We start from the raw sequence: 15,833 nt of genomic DNA on the forward strand, positions 1-15,833 counted from the left end.
CCCAATGGCGCGTGCAATTATAGCTGATGATCATCCGTTATTCCGGGCAGCCCTTAAACAGGCGCTGACTGAAACCCTTTCGACTGATATTAAAGAAGCCGCCAGCTTTGAACAGCTACTGGCAATCCTCAAACAAGAACCGCAAATTGAACTGGTGCTACTGGACTTATCCATGCCGGGTAATCGCGGACTGACCGGACTGACCTCACTACGTAGCCGCTACCCCGATATTCTGGTGGTGATTGTTTCTGCCAACGAGCAACTACAGGTTATCCGTCAGGCAATGGCCTATGGCGCCAGTGCTTATATTCCCAAATCTATGCCGCTGGCGGAATTGCAGGGCGCGGTGCACGCGGTGCTGGCCGGTGATACCTGGCTGCCTGAGCATCTGGTGGACGTGGTTAACCAGGCCCCGGTACCGGAAACCCTCGACTTCGCGCGGCGTCTGGAACAGCTAACCCCGCAACAATTTCGGGTACTTGAGTGCCTGGCTGATGGCTTGCTGAATAAGCAGATTGCGTATGAACTCAATGTTCAGGAAACCACGATCAAGCAGCATGTGTCAGCGATTTTGCGCAAACTTGAGGTATTGAATCGTACGCAGGCCGGAATTCGCTTTAAGCAGATGCTCAGCGCGCCGGACTCAGCGGATCAGCCGTTTGAGTAAACGCTTCAACGCCGCGGTTTTTAATGGTTTTGGAATAAACGCAGCATGTTGGGCAATGGCTTGTTCGCGCAGGTGCTCATCGGGATCCGCAGAGTTCAGGATAGCCGGTAAATCATCACCGTAGCGTTCGCGTAGCAACTGCAGCACAGCGATGCCGGTATCCCCGTGATCCAGATGATAATCCAGAATCACCAGATCAGGCTTTGTCGTGGTTGCTGTCGGTAATTGCTCGCGATTGGCGAAGGCGACAACGTCAGCGCCCCAGCCGGATAACAGTTGCTGCATGGCGCTCAGGATCCGATCATCGTTATCGACCACCCAGATAGTGCGACCGTTCAGGAATTTTTCATTGCGCTCAGGCAGGGAGAGAGGTCTGACCGGTGCAACTTTGTGCCAGGCTACTACCGGTAACGTCAGCGTAAAGCGCGTACCGCGGCCAACCTCAGAGTGCAGATCCAGCGGGATGCCAAGTAACCGGCACATGCGATCAACAATGGCCAGCCCCAGTCCCAGCCCCGGGTTATCCCCACTTTGTTCAAGCTGATGAAACTCACGGAAAATATTGTCCCGCTGATCCGTCGGAATGCCGCGGCCGGTATCAATAATATATAGTTTCAGCGCGTTGCCGTGGCGTCGCCCGCCAATCAGGATCTTGCCCCGATCGGTATAGCGCACGGCATTAGACAACAGATTCTGAATGATTCGGCTGAGCAACTTGCGGTCGCTATCCACCATGACCATATTGGGCACATAGCGAATTTTGAGCTGCTTTTCAGCGGCAATAATGCGCTGGTTTTCCAGCAGCGGCTGAATAATGTCATGTAGTGAAACGGCCTGTCGGTTAACCGGCAGGTTACCCGCTTCCAGCCGGGTCATATCCATCAGCATCGTCAGTAATTCTTCAGCATTTTGCAGCGACTGCTGAATCTGCCGTACCAGCTGTCCCTGCTCGCCATCCAGTCGCTGGCGCAACATGTCGCAAAATAGCGTGGCGGCATTAAAGGGTTGCATGAGGTCATGTCCGACGGCAGCAAAAAAGCGTGTTTTGCTCTGGTGTGCGCGCTCTTCGGCATGCTTGGCTTCAAGTAGCTGGCGCGTGCGGTCAGCCACCCGCTGTTCAAGCTGCACGTTTATCTGTTCAAGTTCGCGCTGCGCGACCACCAGTTCGGTAATGTCGGTGTAAGTGGTCACAAAGCCACCATCAGGCATAGGCGCGCCCTGTAGTTCAATCACCAGATCGCCCTGCTGGCGCTGGTAACGATAGGCACTACCCGCCCGCAGATAATTCAGGCGTTTATCGATTTCGTCAGCCAGTTTCGGCTCCTCACCGTCACCGAGCAGCCCCCGTCTGGCGTTGTAACGTAATAGTTCAGACACCGGCATACCTGCTTGCAAAAAACCGGCCGGGTAGTCAAATAGTTCAATATAACGGCTGTTCCAGGCGACCAGCCGCAGATCCTGATCGATTACGCTAATACCCTGGGGGATGTTCTCAACCGAGGCCTGTAATAATTCGCGGTTAAATTTATAGAGTTGCGAGGCCTGCGTGGCCCAGGTGACCACCTGTGCGATAGGTACACCCGGTTGCTGAGTTATAGCCTCGAGCAGGATACGGCTGGCAGCGCTACCTATTACCGCTGACAGTTCCCGTTCAACGCGCGCCAGTACCGGTCCCGGCACCAGCTCATCGCCCGCTGCTGTGGTTAAGTCAAGCTGCAGGCGGCGGCTCATACGTTCTAATTCCACACTGTCGAAGAACCGCGCCAGCACCTGACGCAGGCGGCCCCAACTGATGGGTTGATGATGATAAAGCTCAGGGTGCGCGCCGGTGGGATCGGTAAACTGATGGCGCTGACGTTGTTCAAGGGCGCTGGGACTAAATAGCAGCGAGCCGATAATATACAGCGCCAGATTTACTCCCAGACTGATGAGCACGCCGTCGCTGAGTGCAATATCCGTCAGGTTTTGCGCCGCATGAATAGACGGCCACAGCAGGGCATACACCCAGAGCAGCGTACCTGCAGTGATGCCGGCAATGGCACCCGCCTTATTGGCCCGGGTCCAGACCAGGCCGCCCAGCAGCGCTGGTGCGAGCTGGGCCAGCAGCGCCAGCGACAGCAACCCAGCGTTAACCAGCGGTAAATTCGCTTCGGTCAGCTTATGAAAGCCGTAAGCCAGCACGATGATGAAGATAATGGTTGAGCGGCGAATCAACAGCACCCGGCCGGGGGTGAAAGTGAACTTGCGCATGCGCTGTTCCGTGAGCCGCAGCCACATAGGCATGATCACGTCGTTCGACATCATGATACTGAGCGCCAGGGTGGCGATAATCACCATGCTGGTAGCGGAAGCCAGCCCACCTATGAATGCGACCATGGTCATTACCGGCTGCTCGGCCTGCAGTAGTAGTGTCAGCATAAAGGTATCGCTACGCGCGGCGTCAGGCACCAGCAACAAACCCGCCAGCGCTATTGGTAAAATAAAGAGATTGATGGCAAACAGATACAATGGGAAGGCCCAGCGGGCGGTGCGTAACTCTTCCGGGTCGGTATTTTCGATATAAAGCACATGAAACTGGCGCGGCAGGCAGAACATCGAGATAGCACCAAGCAGAATATGGGTCACGTAGATGTAGGCGCCGCCGGGCTTGCCCTCCAGTACCGGTCGCACATCAATATGGTTGGCCGCCTGCAGGAAAATATCACTGACGCCGTCGAACATGGAGTAACTGACAAAAATCCCAACCCCCATAAAGGCCAGTAACTTAACTACTGACTCAAAGGCCACGGCATCCATCAGGCCAGCATGTTGTTCGGCCAGGCTTAACCGGCGGGTACCGAACAGAATCGCGAAGCCCATCATCGCCAGCGCCACCAGCGCGGCGACGTCACCAAACCAGGGTAAGGGGCGATCAACCATACCTGTGGCGGTGGCGAAGCTACCGGTGACCGCCCGCAATTGCAGCGCGATGTACGGGATAATGCCGATTAAAGCAATAAGGGCAACAGTGACCGCCAGCGAAGAGGTTTTGCCGTAGCGGCTGCTGATCACGTCCGCAATCGAAGTCAGGTTCTGTTGTTTACAGGCGTGCAGCAGCCGCATCTGAATGCGATGGGCAAATAAGAATACCAGCATCGCCCCGATATAAGTTGGGGCCATGGACCAGCCGTAGTAAGCCGATTGCGTGACGGTGCCGTAGAATGCCCAGGTGGTGCAGTGGATACCCTGGGCCAGCGCATAGCGGTAGGGCTTTATTTGGTTGGGTGGCTTACGTTCGCCGCGGTAAGCGATGCTGTATAGCACCGCGATATAACTGATGGCGATAAAGACCGTAAGCGAAGTACTTAGCATAAGTTACCGGTGCTGATCGCCATGAGGTTGGAATACCGTGAGTGACCATTGCCAGCGAATAGCGCCAAAGCGCAATAACAAGGTGCTGAAGCCGCCGGCCAATACCGCGACTACCGGCGCATAAGGTTGCAGTATGACGAAGATACTGGCGCCGATAATGCAGGTGGTGGCATAGAGTTCACTTTTTAGCACCATCGGGATATCACGCGCCAGCACATCACGCAGCATGCCGCCAAAGCAGGCGGTGATGGTACCCATAACCACACAGATGATCGGTGAAAAACCGGCTTCCATTGCTTTGTTAGCACCCATCAGGGTAAAAAAAGCCACACCCAGAGCATCGGCCGACTGCAATAGTCGCTGATGGATGTATTCGCGAAAGCGCAGCCAGATAATAGTGGCAAAAGCCGCGACCAGAATACTGTAGAGGTAACTTGGGTCGTGCGCCCAGAACACCGGTAAATCCAGGATCAGATCACGGACAGTACCGCCGCCAATCGCGGTAACCGACGCCAGCACAATCACCCCGAAGCCATCCATGTTTTTGCGGAATGCCAGTAAGGTGCCGGAGATCGCAAATACTGCGACTCCCAAATGATCAATCCAGTAAAATAATGTATCCATGGCGAATGGTTATTTATTGTTATTTGTTCAGGCAGTTTCGCATGCTTTATTGCCGCTGCCTAGTGTCCTGACCTGCGAACCGGCTGACTTGGTTCTCCCTATTTGGTCAGAAATTCGTTAGAATGCTGCACAATTCTGAAAAACTGGTGGCTAAGCCTTGTTTGCTATAAAGTTTGCCCCCATCCTTAGACTCATTAAATACTAATAACTTGTAGGGGAATACTATGGACTTTTTAATTTCTACAGCGTACGCACAAGATGGCGCAGCACAGACTGGCGGCGGCATGGAACTGATTTTCATGCTGTTAATGTTCGGCCTGATCTTCTATTTCATGATTTACCGTCCACAAGCTAAACGCGTTAAGCAGCATAAAGAACTAATTGCCAGCGTGAGTAAAGGTGATGAAGTGCTGATGAACGGTGGCCTGGTAGGTCGTATTACCAAAATCAGTGAAGATAAAGATTTTATGGTGATTGCCTTAGCTGAGTCAGTAGAAGTAACAGTACAGAAATCAGCAGTAACAGCGGTGCTTCCGAAAGGAACCATGAAATCTCTGTAAGCAGAGATAAGGATTTGACGTGTTAAACAAGTTTCCGCTCTGGAAAAATCTGCTGGTAGTGGTGGTGATAGCGATAGCCGCGTTATTTGCCCTGCCTAACCTTTACGGTGAAGACTATGCCGTGCAGATTTCTGCCAGTCGTAACGCAACGATCGATATGACCGCCCTTGGTAAGGTAGAAGATGTTCTTACCGAGCAGGGGATCGAGCCGAAGTCCGTTGCTATGCAAGATGAACAGATCATGGTGCGGCTGACCAGTGATAGTGACCAGTTGACCGCTCGTGATGCGATTTTGCGGGAATTAGGGACCAACTACGTGGTGGCGCTTAACCTGGCGCCGGCGACCCCCGATTGGCTAGACAGTATCGGGGCCACGCCGATGAAGCTGGGTCTGGATTTGCGCGGTGGGGTTCACTTTCTGATGGAAGTGGATATGCAGGAAGCTATCCGCAAAATTCAGAACCAGATGCGCGATACGGTGCGCACCGAGCTGCGTGAAGAGCGGATTCGCTATACCAGTGTTGAACGGGCTGACAATGAGGTTATTGTTACGCTGCGCACTGCTGAAGATTATGCCGCGGCAGAAGATTACGTCGACAATCGTTATAACGGTTATACACTAATTGAAGAGCCTGAAAACCGCACCCTCCGGTTACGCATGACCGATGCCAAGTTGCAGGAAACACAGAATTACGCGGTATCGCAGAATATTACCATTTTGCGTAACCGGGTAAATGAACTGGGTGTTGCTGAACCACTAGTGCAGCGTCAGGGCGCAGACCGTATCGTAGTGCAGTTACCAGGCGTACAGGACACCGCCCGCGCGAAAGAAATTCTGGGCGCAACGGCCACTCTTGAGTTCCGCTTTGTCGATAACGAAAACAGCGTTCGTGATGCAGAAATGGGCCGGGTTCCGTTCGGTTCCGAATTATTCCCCTCGCGTAGCGGCGGTAATGTGTTACTTGAGCAGGACGTGATTCTGACGGGCGACCATATCGTCAATGCCACCGCCGGCTTCGATGAAAACCAGCGGCCGCAGGTTAGCATCTCGCTGGACGGTCCGGGCGGCGATCTGATGTCACTGGCAACCCGGGATAATATCGGCGAGCCAATGGCAACCCTCTTTATCGAGTTTAAAGCCACCGGCGAGCGTGACGAAGACGACAAGATTGTTTTTGAACGCCACTCCGAAGTGATCAACGTAGCGACCATCCAGGCACGACTGGGCAGCAACTTCCGCATCACCGGCATCAGTAGTCAGCAGGAAGCACAGAATCTCGCGCTGTTACTGCGCGCCGGTGCACTGATTGCGCCAATTCAGATTGTTGAAGAGCGCACCGTCGGACCAAGCCTGGGGCAGGAAAATATCAACATGGGTATTCAGGCGATCGTCTGGGGCTTTGTGCTGGTGCTGGCCTTTATGGTGATGTACTACAAGAAATTCGGCATGGTCGCAAACGCCGCACTGGCTACGAACCTGGTGCTGATTGTTGGTGTGATGTCAATGATTCCGGGCGCAACACTGACCTTGCCCGGCATGGCAGGTATCGTTCTGACGGTGGGTATGGCGGTTGATGCCAACGTACTCATATTTGAACGGATCAGAGAAGAAATAAAAGCGAATCGAAGTCCGCAACAGGCGATTCATCATGGTTATGATAGCGCCTTGTCGACCATCGCTGACGCCAACATTACTACCCTTATTGCTGCGGTTATTCTGTTCTCCATCGGCACCGGTCCGGTGAAAGGCTTCGCAGTGACCTTAATGATCGGTATTCTGACATCGATGTTTACTTCCATTGTGGGCACCCGGGCGATTGTTAACGCTGTATGGGGTGGTAAACGCATCGATAAGTTGTCGGTTTAGGAGGCCACATGAGAGAGCTAATTAAAACAGAGAAAACTATACCTTTCATGAAGCTTCGGGTTCCGACCTGGATCTTCAGTGGCCTGTTAGTTATTGCCTCTATTGTTTCGCTGAGTATCAATCAGCTGAACTGGGGGCTCGACTTTACCGGCGGCACCGTGATTGAAGTGGGGTATGAGCAGAACGCCGATTTATCGGCCATCCGGCAAACGCTGGATGATAATGGCTATACTGGCGCTGTGGTGCAGAACTTTGGTACCCAACAGGATGTACTGATCCGCCTGGAACCGCAGGAAGGTGTAAAGGCGCAGGAAATTGGCAACCAGATTCTGCAGCTGCTGCGCGCAGAAAGCAGCAGTAAAGTCGATATGCGGCGGATCGAGTTTGTTGGTCCGAACGTTGGTGATGAACTTACTGAGCAGGGTGGTCTGGCAATGCTTACCGCGTTGCTTTGTATTCTGCTCTATATCGCAGTGCGTTTTGAATGGCGACTGGCGGTAGGTGCAGTAGGCGCGCTGGCACATGATGTTATCCTCACCTTAGGGCTGTTTTCGATACTGGGGCTGGAGTTTGATCTGACCGTACTGGCGGCCTTGCTGGCGGTTATCGGTTATTCGATAAACGATACCGTGGTGGTATGTGACCGTATCCGGGAAAACTTCCGTAAGTTCCGTAAAGGCACTCCGGAAGAAATTATCGATGGTGCTTTGACCGATACCATGAGCAGAACGGTGATTACCTCATTAACCACCATCTTAGTGCTATTTGCGCTATTCTTCTTAGGTGGCGCATTAATTCATGGCTTTGCTACCGCCTTGTTATTCGGCGTAGTAATAGGTACCTACTCATCGGTTTATGTAGCAAGTTCGCTTGCTCTGGCGCTGGGTGTAAGCCGCGAAGATCTGATGCCACCTGAGGTTGAGAAAGAAGGCGAAGATCTCGAGCCAATGCCTTAAGCAGGCTGATTAGCACGAGCAAACGGCGAACAAGGAGAGGAAGTAATGCTTGTCGTATTATCTCCGGCAAAAAATCTGGATTTTGAAAGTGATTTGCGCACCAAAGAGTATTCGCAGCCGCGTTTACTCGATCATGCCGAGCAATTGGTTGAGCGGTGCCGTGACCTGAGTCCGCAGCAGCTTGGCTCGCTCATGAAAATCAGTGACAAGCTGGCTGGCCTGAATGCCGCCCGCTTTGCCGAGTGGCAACGGCCATTCACGCCAGATAATGCCCGCCCGGCTATCTATGCTTTTGATGGTGATGTGTATGCCGGCCTGGCTGCCGAAAAGCTAAGTGATGAAGCAATTGCTTATGCGCAGGAACATTTACGCATTCTCTCGGGTCTATATGGTGTGTTACGGCCATTAGACCTGATGCAGGCCTATCGGCTTGAAATGGGTAGTAAACTTGATACTGACCGCGGTACTACCCTGTATGCGTTTTGGGGTAAAGTAATTACCGATATGCTGAATGAGGATTTAGACGCGATAGATTCCGACGTACTGATAAACCTTGCGTCGAACGAATACTTCTCCAGCGTTAAGGTTGGCGATTTGAATGCCAGGGTGATTACCCCCGTATTCAAAGACGAGAAAAATGGCGAATTTAAAGTCATCAGTTTTTGGGCGAAGAAAGCTCGCGGTATGATGGCGCGTTATATTATGACCGAGCAGCCTCAGTCTGTAGCTGAGCTAAAGAACTTTAAAGCAGCGGGTTACCGGTATAATGCTGAGCAGTCGAGCGAGACTGAACTGGTATTTTACCGTGCCGAGCGCGACCAGTAATACGCTGCGCCAACAGGAGTAAGCGGAATGAAAGATCTCCACGAAGAAGAGCTAGAGCAAAAGTCGAGTCAGGGGAAGTTAATGACGACTCTGGTTATCGTGATTGCGATTGCCGTAGCAGTTATTGCCTGGCTGTGGCAGCAGCAAGATACGACGCCCGAGCCAACTCCTGAACCTGCCGAAACGGTGGTAACCCAAAGTGAACCGCCTACGCCTTCTGAGCCCCAGCCTGATGTTGAGGTGATCACTGAAGCCGAAGAGCCGCTGGAAGAAATACCTGAACCGGCGCCGGACTTGCCAGAGCTTGAAAACAGTACCGATGAGGTAATGGAAGATCTTCGCGCCGCCGAGCAGAATGTTGAGCCAATTCAAAGCGAGCGGTTAATTCGCGACGCTGTGGTCTTTGTCGACAACCTTCGCAACGGCCTGGTGGTACGTGACAACGCGCTGCTACCGGCACCTAAGAGCCGCTTCCGGGTACTTGAGCAAAACGAAAAAATTTACATCGACCCGCGTTCATATGATCGCTACAACAGCACGGTAGATTGGTTTGTCAGCCTGGATACCGGGGTTCTGGTCAACCTTTTCAACTACTACCAGCCGCTGGCCGAGGAAGCCCTGGGTGAGATTGGCTATCCTGACGCCGCCCCCGATGAGGTTTTGCTTGAAGCGATAAACCTGTTGCTGGATACACCCTCAGCTGGCACCGTGATTGAATTAACTGACGACGATGTGATGTACAAGTTCGCTGATCCATCGCTGGAGTCTTTACCGCCCGCACAGAAGCAGATGTTGCGGTTAGGCCCGGATAATATGCGGCGCGTCAAACTTAAGCTTGAGAGCCTCAAGCAGGAGCTCACTGAGCAATAATCTTTATGTCGCAGGACGTCAACGAGAAGGTTCCAGATCATCTGCTGGCGCCCCTGCCGCAGCGGGGCAACAAGGTTAGCCGCTGGCTTGGCCGGCTGGGCATGCGACTGTTAGGTGGCTGGCAGGTCAAAGGTACATTGCCCGCTACCCGTCAGGCGATTATCCCGGTTGCTCCACATACCTCAAACTGGGATTTCTTCGTCGGCGTATCCGTCATGCTGGCGCTTGGTCTCCGGCTTTCGTTTTTTGGCAAACACACCCTGTTTCGTTTTCCTATCAACGGCATTATGCGCTGGCTTGGTGGTATTCCGGTGGATCGCCGTAAATCTCAGGGTGTGGTTGAGCAATCAATTGAAGCATTCGAGCAGCGCGACGAGCTGATTCTGGCGCTGGCGCCGGAAGGCACCCGTCGTAAAGTAACCGAATGGAAAAAAGGTTTTCTGCATATCGCCAAAGCAACCGGCGTTCCGGTTATTCCGGTTGCGTTCGATTTCTCCAGAAAAACTGTAGATATCGCTGAGCCTATGATTATCAGCGATGATATCGACGACGAACTGGCGCGGGTTAAAGCCGCGGTAGCCCATGCCCAGGGAAAAAATCCAGAGCATGTCTGAACTTGAAATCTGTGCTATTATCGCGCCGTTTTCAGCAAAAGGAATCCACCATGAAGGTCATTGAAGGCGGAATCGCCGCTCAGGGTAAGAAATTTGCGATTGTCGTATCGCGCTTTAACCATTTTGTGGTCGACAGCCTGCTGGATGGCGCGCTGACCACCTTAAAGCATTATGGGCAGGTTAGTGCCGACGATATCACTGTGGTACGGGTGCCAGGCGCCTATGAAATGCCGCTGGTAGCCAGAAAGCTTGCCGCCAGTGGCAAATACGACGCGATTATCGCGGTCGGCGCCGTAATTCGTGGCAGTACACCGCACTTCGATTTTGTTGCCGGCGAATGCAACAGCGGCCTGAGCCGTGTCGTTCATGAGTTTAATATTCCGGTAGCTAATGGCGTGATCACCACCGACTCGATCGAACAGGCTATTGAACGCAGCGGAACTAAAGCAGGAAATAAAGGTTCTGAAGCGGCTTTAAGCGCATTAGAAATGGTCAATGTACTGAGTCAGTTGTAAGAGGCAATGTAATGAAACCAGCAGCACGCCGTAAGGCCAGGAAACTGGCGGTTCAGGCTATTTATTCGTGGCAGCTTAGCGATAACAGCATGAGCGATATTGAAGCTCAGTTTCTGACTGATAATGACACCAGTAAAGTAGATGTGGATTATTTTTTAGTCCTGGTCCGTGGTGTGGCCGGTCAGGTCAAGTCGCTGGACGAAGCCGTGTCGCCGTTTCTTGATCGCCCATTAAAAGATCTGGATCAGGTTGAACGGGCGGTACTTCGGCTGGCCGCGTTCGAATTGCGCGAGCGCCTTGATGTGCCGTACAAAGTGGCGATCAATGAGGCCATTGAACTGGCCAAATCGTTCGGCGCAGATGACAGCCACCGCTTTGTAAATGGCGTTCTGGATAAAGCTATTGATTCGCTTCGTCCTGCTCGCCAGTAAATCGACAGCGAGCTGATCCGGTTATGGCGTTTGGCGAATTCGATCTGATCGATACTTACTTCACGCAGCGCTCCAAGCAACGCCCTGATGTTGTTATTGGTGTGGGCGACGACGGTGCGGTGGTGAGTCTGCCGGAACGCAGTGAGCTGGTCATCGTCACTGATACCATGGTGGCCGATGTTCATTTTGACAGTGATACCCCCGCCCGCGCCTTAGGCCATAAAATCGTTGCTGTTAATCTCAGCGATCTTGCGGCTATGGGTGCCGAACCTGCCTGGATTAGCCTTGCTGTTACCCTGCCTGAAGTTGACCATGAGTGGCTGACGGATTTTGCCGCTGGTTTACGCGAAATATGCGATTACTATGGTTGTCAGCTGATCGGCGGCGATACCACTCAGGGGCCGTTAAGCCTGACTGTTACCGCCCATGGTGTGGTTCCCGCAGGTAGCGCGATAAAACGCGCCGGCGCCCGCCCTGGCGACTGGATATACTTAAGCGGACCACTTGGCGATGCTGGCCTGGCACTTGCTGCCCGGCAGCAAAAAGTAAAGCTTACCAACGAACACTATAAACGGGTCACCGACCGGCTCTATTTTCCTTCGCCCCGGGTGGCGTTGGGTCAATCTCTGCGCGGTATTGCCAGCAGTGCGATTGATATCTCAGACGGTCTGGCCGCCGATCTGGGCCATATTATTAAAGCCTCCGGCGTCGGTGCCCGGGTTACCCTCGAAGCCGTACCCTTGTCACTGCCCCTTACCGAAAGCGTGAGCCAGGAGCGAGCGCTCGAACTGGCGCTGGTAAGCGGCGATGACTATGAACTCTGTTTTACGGTGCCGGAAGCGCGGCGGGGTGTTTTCGATACCTTAATTGCGCACAGCCCCACCAAACCGATTTGTATCGGCCGCATTACCAGTGAAACCGGCAAGCTGAAACTCGAACTTGAGGGCGAGCCATGGGAACTACCCGAAGCTGGTAACGGCTTCCAGCATTTTAGTCAGCGCAAGTAGGACGTTTCACTATGTCGACGCACCGCCATTTGTTGTCAAATCCGCTGCACTTATTATCCCTTGGTTTTGGTAGTGGTCTGGCCCCAAAAGCCCCTGGTACCTTCGGTACACTGGCGGCAATCCCACTGTGCTGGCTGTTACAGCTGGCTGGTTGGCCGGTTTATGGCATCATTACCGTACTGGCCTGTGTGGTTGGTATCTGGCTGTGTGGTTATACCGCCAGAGCAATGGGCGAAGATGACCACCCGGCGATAGTCTGGGATGAAATTGCCGGTTTCCTGATTGCTATGTTCGCTGTGCCCTTTACCTGGTACAACGTGCTGATAGCCTTTGCGCTGTTTCGATTCTTCGATGTGGTTAAGCCAGGCCCGATAGGCTGGTGTGACAGGAATCTGCATGGCGGGTCTGGCATTATGGCCGACGATATTCTCGCCGGCCTCGCTAGTGCCTTATTACTTCATGGTGGCTATGCGGTCATTAATTTGCTGGGTTAAACCTGCGGCATCCAGCTGTAGTTCCTGACGGATCTCAGTCTGGCTGCCATGCTTAATAAAGGCATCAGGTAAACCTATAGTCAGTAATTGTACCTGGCTATTTCTGCTTTGTAAGTACTCACCAACGGCGCTACCCGCGCCACCAGCCGTTACGTTTTCTTCAACTGTGACTAATAACTCGTGCTCGCTGGCCAGCTCATCGATCAGGGCGGCGTCCAGCGGCTTCACAAAGCGCATATCGGCCACTGTGGCATCCAGCTGCTCAGCAGTTTCATTGACTTCATTCAGCAGCGTACCGAAGTTGAGAATGGCAACGCGCTGACCGCTGCGCAGGCGGCGACCTTTACCGATCTCCAGTTGCTGCATGTGCTCATCAAAAGAGCAGCCGGTGCCGTTACCGCGAGGATAGCGAACTGCTGCGGGTTGTTGCAGTAAATGACCGGTGTAAAGCATATTACGGCATTCGTTCTCATCGCTGGGGGTCATTACCACCATATTAGGTACACAACGCAGATAGCTTAAATCGAAAGCGCCCTGGTGAGTCGGACCATCCGCACCGACCACGCCGGCGCGGTCAATGGCGAATAATACCGGCAGGTTCTGCAGAGCAACGTCATGAATCAGTTGATCATAGGCGCGCTGCAAAAAGGTCGAATAGATTGCCACGACCGGATGGTAGCCGCCGATAGCAAGACCTGCGCCAAAGGTCACCGCATGTTGCTCGGCAATAGCCACATCGAAGTACTGATCCGGAAATTTCTGTGAAAACTCAACCATGCCCGAGCCTTCCCGCATAGCTGGCGTCACCGCCATCAGCTTAGGATCGGTGGCGGCCATTTCACAAAGCCAGGCGCCGAACACCTGCGAGTAAGACGGCGTTAATGCTGGTTTTGACGGTATTGATGTCAGGGTGGGGTCGAACTTAGGCACACCGTGATAGCCAATAGGGTCTTTTTCAGCGGGTTCATAGCCTTTACCCTTGCGCGTCACCACATGCAGAAACTGCGGACCCTTGAGCTTGCGCATGTTGCGCAGTGTATCAACCAACAGATTGACATCGTGGCCGTCAATGGGGCCGATATAATTAAAGCCCAGCTCTTCAAAGATGATGCCCGGCGCTACAAAGCCTTTCATATGTTCTTCAGCGCGGCTGGCAAGGTGATGGATACCCGGCATCCCCTGCAGTAGTTTTTTACTGCCTTCCCGGATCGAGGTATAGAATTTACCGGATAAAACCCGCGCCAGGTGGTTGTTCAGGGCCCCGACATTTTCAGAAATAGACATGTCGTTATCGTTCAGAATCACCAGCATGTCCGGACTAATGTCGCCGGCATGGTTCAGCGCCTCAAATGCCATACCGGCAGTGAGCGCGCCATCGCCAATAATGGCGACGACTTTCTGCTGGGTCTGATTGCGTTCAGCGGCAATAGCCATCCCCAGTGCCGCGCTGATCGAAGTGCTGGAATGACCAACGCACAAGGTGTCATATTCACTTTCATCACGCCACGGGAAGGGGTGCAGGCCGTCTTTCTGACGGATGCTATGCAACTGGTCTTTGCGGCCCGTCAGGATCTTATGCGGATACGCCTGATGGCCAACATCCCACACCAGTTGATCGTAAGGCGTGGCATACACATAGTGCAGCGCTACCGTCAGCTCAACCGTTCCGAGGCCGGATGCCAGATGTCCGCTGCTGCGACTCACTGAGTTGAGCAGGAACTCACGGACTTCGCCACACAGCTGTGGCAGCTGGCGATCATTCAGGCGGCGCAAGTCGGCAGGAAGGTCGATGTTATTCAGCAACGGAAATGAAGCTGGCTGGTTACTACGCGAAGAAGACATGGTGTTAATGATCCCGGGTCAGCAGCGATTCTGCAAGTTTTTCTAGTACCAGGGTATTGTAAGGGATTCTGGCAAGGGCATGAAGCGCTTTCTGATGTAAAGCCTTTACTTCTGAACGGGCACCGTCCAGGCCTAACAGTTGTACATAGGTCGCTTTATTGGCATTAAGATCGCTGCCCTGGGTCTTTCCCAGAGCCTCGGTACTGCTGGTTACGTCGAGAATATCGTCCTGTACCTGAAATGCCAGACCCAGATAGCCCGCATAGGCATCAAAATCGCCAAGGTAACGCTGTGCTTCATCGGCACCGGCAAGCACGCCAAGCTGAGCGGCAGCGCGAATCAGGGCGCCCGTTTTATGCTGATGCACTTGTTCCAGCTGCGACTGGTTAAGTTGCCGGGCAGTGGCTTCAAGATCCAGCGCCTGACCGCCACACATGCCTTTATCGCCGGCGGCAACCGCCAGATATTGCACCATCGCCAGCTGCTGGGCCGCACGGGCCTGGGGCTCTGGCTGACTCAGTAACTCGAATGCGAGCGCCTGCAGCGCGTCGCCAGCCAAAATTGCTGTGGCCTCATCAAAGGCGACATGACAGCTGGGCTGGCCACGACGTAATACGTCGTCGTCCATCGCGGGTAGGTCATCGTGGATGAGCGAATAAGCGTGGATACATTCGACGGCCGCAGCTGCGCGGCGGGCCAGGGCCGGGGGCGCGTCACATAAGGTCGCGATCTGCAGGGTCAGAAAGGGGCGCACCCGTTTACCACCCAATACCAGCGCGTAATGCATGGCTTTATTTAACTGTGAGGAGGGCGCCTGTCGGGCCGCAATGATGTCAGTTAAAAATCCATTTATCTCTTGCTGGCAGTCATTTAGCAAAGCGGTTAGCTTCACGCATTGTCCTCTTGAGCATCAACCTGATTATCAAAAGGCACCAGGGCCTCTTCGCCTTGCTGTTGCAACAGTTTACTGACCTTCTGTTCGGCCTGTTGCAGCTTATTCTGGCTAATGCGCGATAAACTGACTGCTTTTTCAAATTTTTCCAGAGCCTGCTCCAGCGGTAGCTCGCCTTGCTCCAGCTGGACAACTATTTCTTCCAGTTGCTGCATTGCTTGCTCGAAGGTTAAATCAGCCATAAATCCACCTATGAGTTCGTCAGCCGCACAAGTTACCCTGATTCCGATGTGTGGTCAAATCAGGTATAATGCGCCA

At 53.3% G+C, this 15,833-nt stretch carries 16 protein-coding genes; 11 read left to right on the forward strand and 5 right to left on the reverse strand.

Annotation, left to right across the window (positions count from 1 at the left end):
- Positions 1 to 4: 4 nt before the first annotated feature.
- Complete coding sequence (locus tag IDSA_RS09790; RefSeq protein ID WP_034776494.1) at positions 5 to 667, forward strand: response regulator; 663 nt, start codon at positions 5 to 7, stop codon at positions 665 to 667.
- Here the strand turns inward: IDSA_RS09790 and IDSA_RS09795 are convergent.
- Together IDSA_RS09795 and IDSA_RS09800 are read right to left on the reverse strand one after the other, a co-directional pair.
- The gene (locus IDSA_RS09795) at positions 644 to 4,018 is read right to left on the reverse strand and encodes a PAS domain-containing hybrid sensor histidine kinase/response regulator (RefSeq protein ID WP_034776388.1); all 3,375 of its coding nucleotides are present in this window, start codon (positions 4,016 to 4,018) and stop codon (positions 644 to 646) included. The genes IDSA_RS09790 and IDSA_RS09795 overlap by 24 nt on opposite strands.
- Positions 4,019 to 4,021: 3 nt before the next feature.
- A complete protein-coding gene (locus IDSA_RS09800; protein ID WP_034776389.1) occupies positions 4,022 to 4,642 on the reverse strand; it encodes a trimeric intracellular cation channel family protein in 621 nt (206 codons plus the stop codon).
- A gap of 224 nt (positions 4,643 to 4,866) precedes the next feature.
- Between IDSA_RS09800 and yajC the strand changes: the two genes are divergently transcribed.
- The 10 genes from yajC to IDSA_RS09850 are packed head-to-tail and all read left to right on the forward strand — an operon-like array spanning position 4,867 to position 12,781.
- A complete protein-coding gene (gene yajC, locus IDSA_RS09805) occupies positions 4,867 to 5,202 on the forward strand; it encodes a preprotein translocase subunit YajC (RefSeq protein ID WP_034776390.1) in 336 nt (111 codons plus the stop codon).
- A 19-nt stretch (positions 5,203 to 5,221) separates the two neighbouring features.
- On the forward strand, positions 5,222 to 7,069 hold the full coding sequence (gene secD / locus IDSA_RS09810; protein ID WP_034776391.1) for a protein translocase subunit SecD: 1,848 nt from the start codon (positions 5,222 to 5,224) through the stop codon (positions 7,067 to 7,069).
- An 8-nt stretch (positions 7,070 to 7,077) separates the two neighbouring features.
- Positions 7,078 to 8,025, forward strand: coding sequence for a protein translocase subunit SecF (secF, locus tag IDSA_RS09815; RefSeq protein ID WP_034776392.1), 948 nt, complete (start codon positions 7,078 to 7,080; stop codon positions 8,023 to 8,025).
- Between the two features lie 45 nt (positions 8,026 to 8,070).
- Positions 8,071 to 8,850: a peroxide stress protein YaaA gene (gene yaaA, locus IDSA_RS09820; protein ID WP_034776393.1), complete on the forward strand. Its 780-nt coding sequence runs from the start codon at positions 8,071 to 8,073 to the stop codon at positions 8,848 to 8,850.
- Between the two features lie 27 nt (positions 8,851 to 8,877).
- Positions 8,878 to 9,720 carry a DUF3014 domain-containing protein gene (locus tag IDSA_RS09825; RefSeq protein WP_034776394.1) on the forward strand — a complete coding sequence of 281 codons (843 nt, stop codon included), beginning with the start codon at positions 8,878 to 8,880 and terminating at the stop codon, positions 9,718 to 9,720.
- Between the two features lie 5 nt (positions 9,721 to 9,725).
- A complete protein-coding gene (locus IDSA_RS09830; protein ID WP_034776395.1) occupies positions 9,726 to 10,334 on the forward strand; it encodes a lysophospholipid acyltransferase family protein in 609 nt (202 codons plus the stop codon).
- Between the two features lie 50 nt (positions 10,335 to 10,384).
- On the forward strand, positions 10,385 to 10,849 hold the full coding sequence (gene ribH / locus IDSA_RS09835) for a 6,7-dimethyl-8-ribityllumazine synthase (protein ID WP_034776396.1): 465 nt from the start codon (positions 10,385 to 10,387) through the stop codon (positions 10,847 to 10,849).
- Positions 10,850 to 10,860: 11 nt separating this feature from the next.
- Positions 10,861 to 11,280 carry a transcription antitermination factor NusB gene (gene nusB / locus IDSA_RS09840; RefSeq protein WP_034776397.1) on the forward strand — a complete coding sequence of 140 codons (420 nt, stop codon included), beginning with the start codon at positions 10,861 to 10,863 and terminating at the stop codon, positions 11,278 to 11,280.
- Between the two features lie 23 nt (positions 11,281 to 11,303).
- Positions 11,304 to 12,287 carry a thiamine-phosphate kinase gene (gene thiL, locus IDSA_RS09845; protein WP_034776398.1) on the forward strand — a complete coding sequence of 328 codons (984 nt, stop codon included), beginning with the start codon at positions 11,304 to 11,306 and terminating at the stop codon, positions 12,285 to 12,287.
- 11 nt (positions 12,288 to 12,298) lie between these two features.
- Positions 12,299 to 12,781 (forward strand): phosphatidylglycerophosphatase A family protein, encoded by a 483-nt coding sequence (locus IDSA_RS09850; RefSeq protein WP_034776399.1) that lies wholly within the window; start codon positions 12,299 to 12,301, stop codon positions 12,779 to 12,781.
- Here the strand turns inward: IDSA_RS09850 and dxs are convergent.
- Genes dxs through IDSA_RS09865 form a run of 3 tightly spaced genes read right to left on the reverse strand, consistent with a single transcriptional unit; the run spans position 12,740 to position 15,757 of the window.
- The gene (gene dxs, locus IDSA_RS09855) at positions 12,740 to 14,623 is read right to left on the reverse strand and encodes a 1-deoxy-D-xylulose-5-phosphate synthase (RefSeq protein ID WP_034776401.1); all 1,884 of its coding nucleotides are present in this window, start codon (positions 14,621 to 14,623) and stop codon (positions 12,740 to 12,742) included. The two genes, IDSA_RS09850 and dxs, sit on opposite strands and share 42 nt — an antisense overlap.
- Positions 14,624 to 14,627: 4 nt before the next feature.
- A complete protein-coding gene (locus IDSA_RS09860; RefSeq protein WP_034776402.1) occupies positions 14,628 to 15,515 on the reverse strand; it encodes a farnesyl diphosphate synthase in 888 nt (295 codons plus the stop codon).
- On the reverse strand, positions 15,512 to 15,757 hold the full coding sequence (locus IDSA_RS09865) for an exodeoxyribonuclease VII small subunit (protein WP_034776403.1): 246 nt from the start codon (positions 15,755 to 15,757) through the stop codon (positions 15,512 to 15,514). The genes IDSA_RS09860 and IDSA_RS09865 overlap by 4 nt, the downstream gene beginning before the upstream one ends.
- Positions 15,758 to 15,833 lie beyond the last annotated feature (76 nt).

It is taken from the genome of Pseudidiomarina salinarum, assembly GCF_000753715.1.
Taxonomy (GTDB): domain Bacteria; phylum Pseudomonadota; class Gammaproteobacteria; order Enterobacterales; family Alteromonadaceae; genus Pseudidiomarina; species Pseudidiomarina salinarum.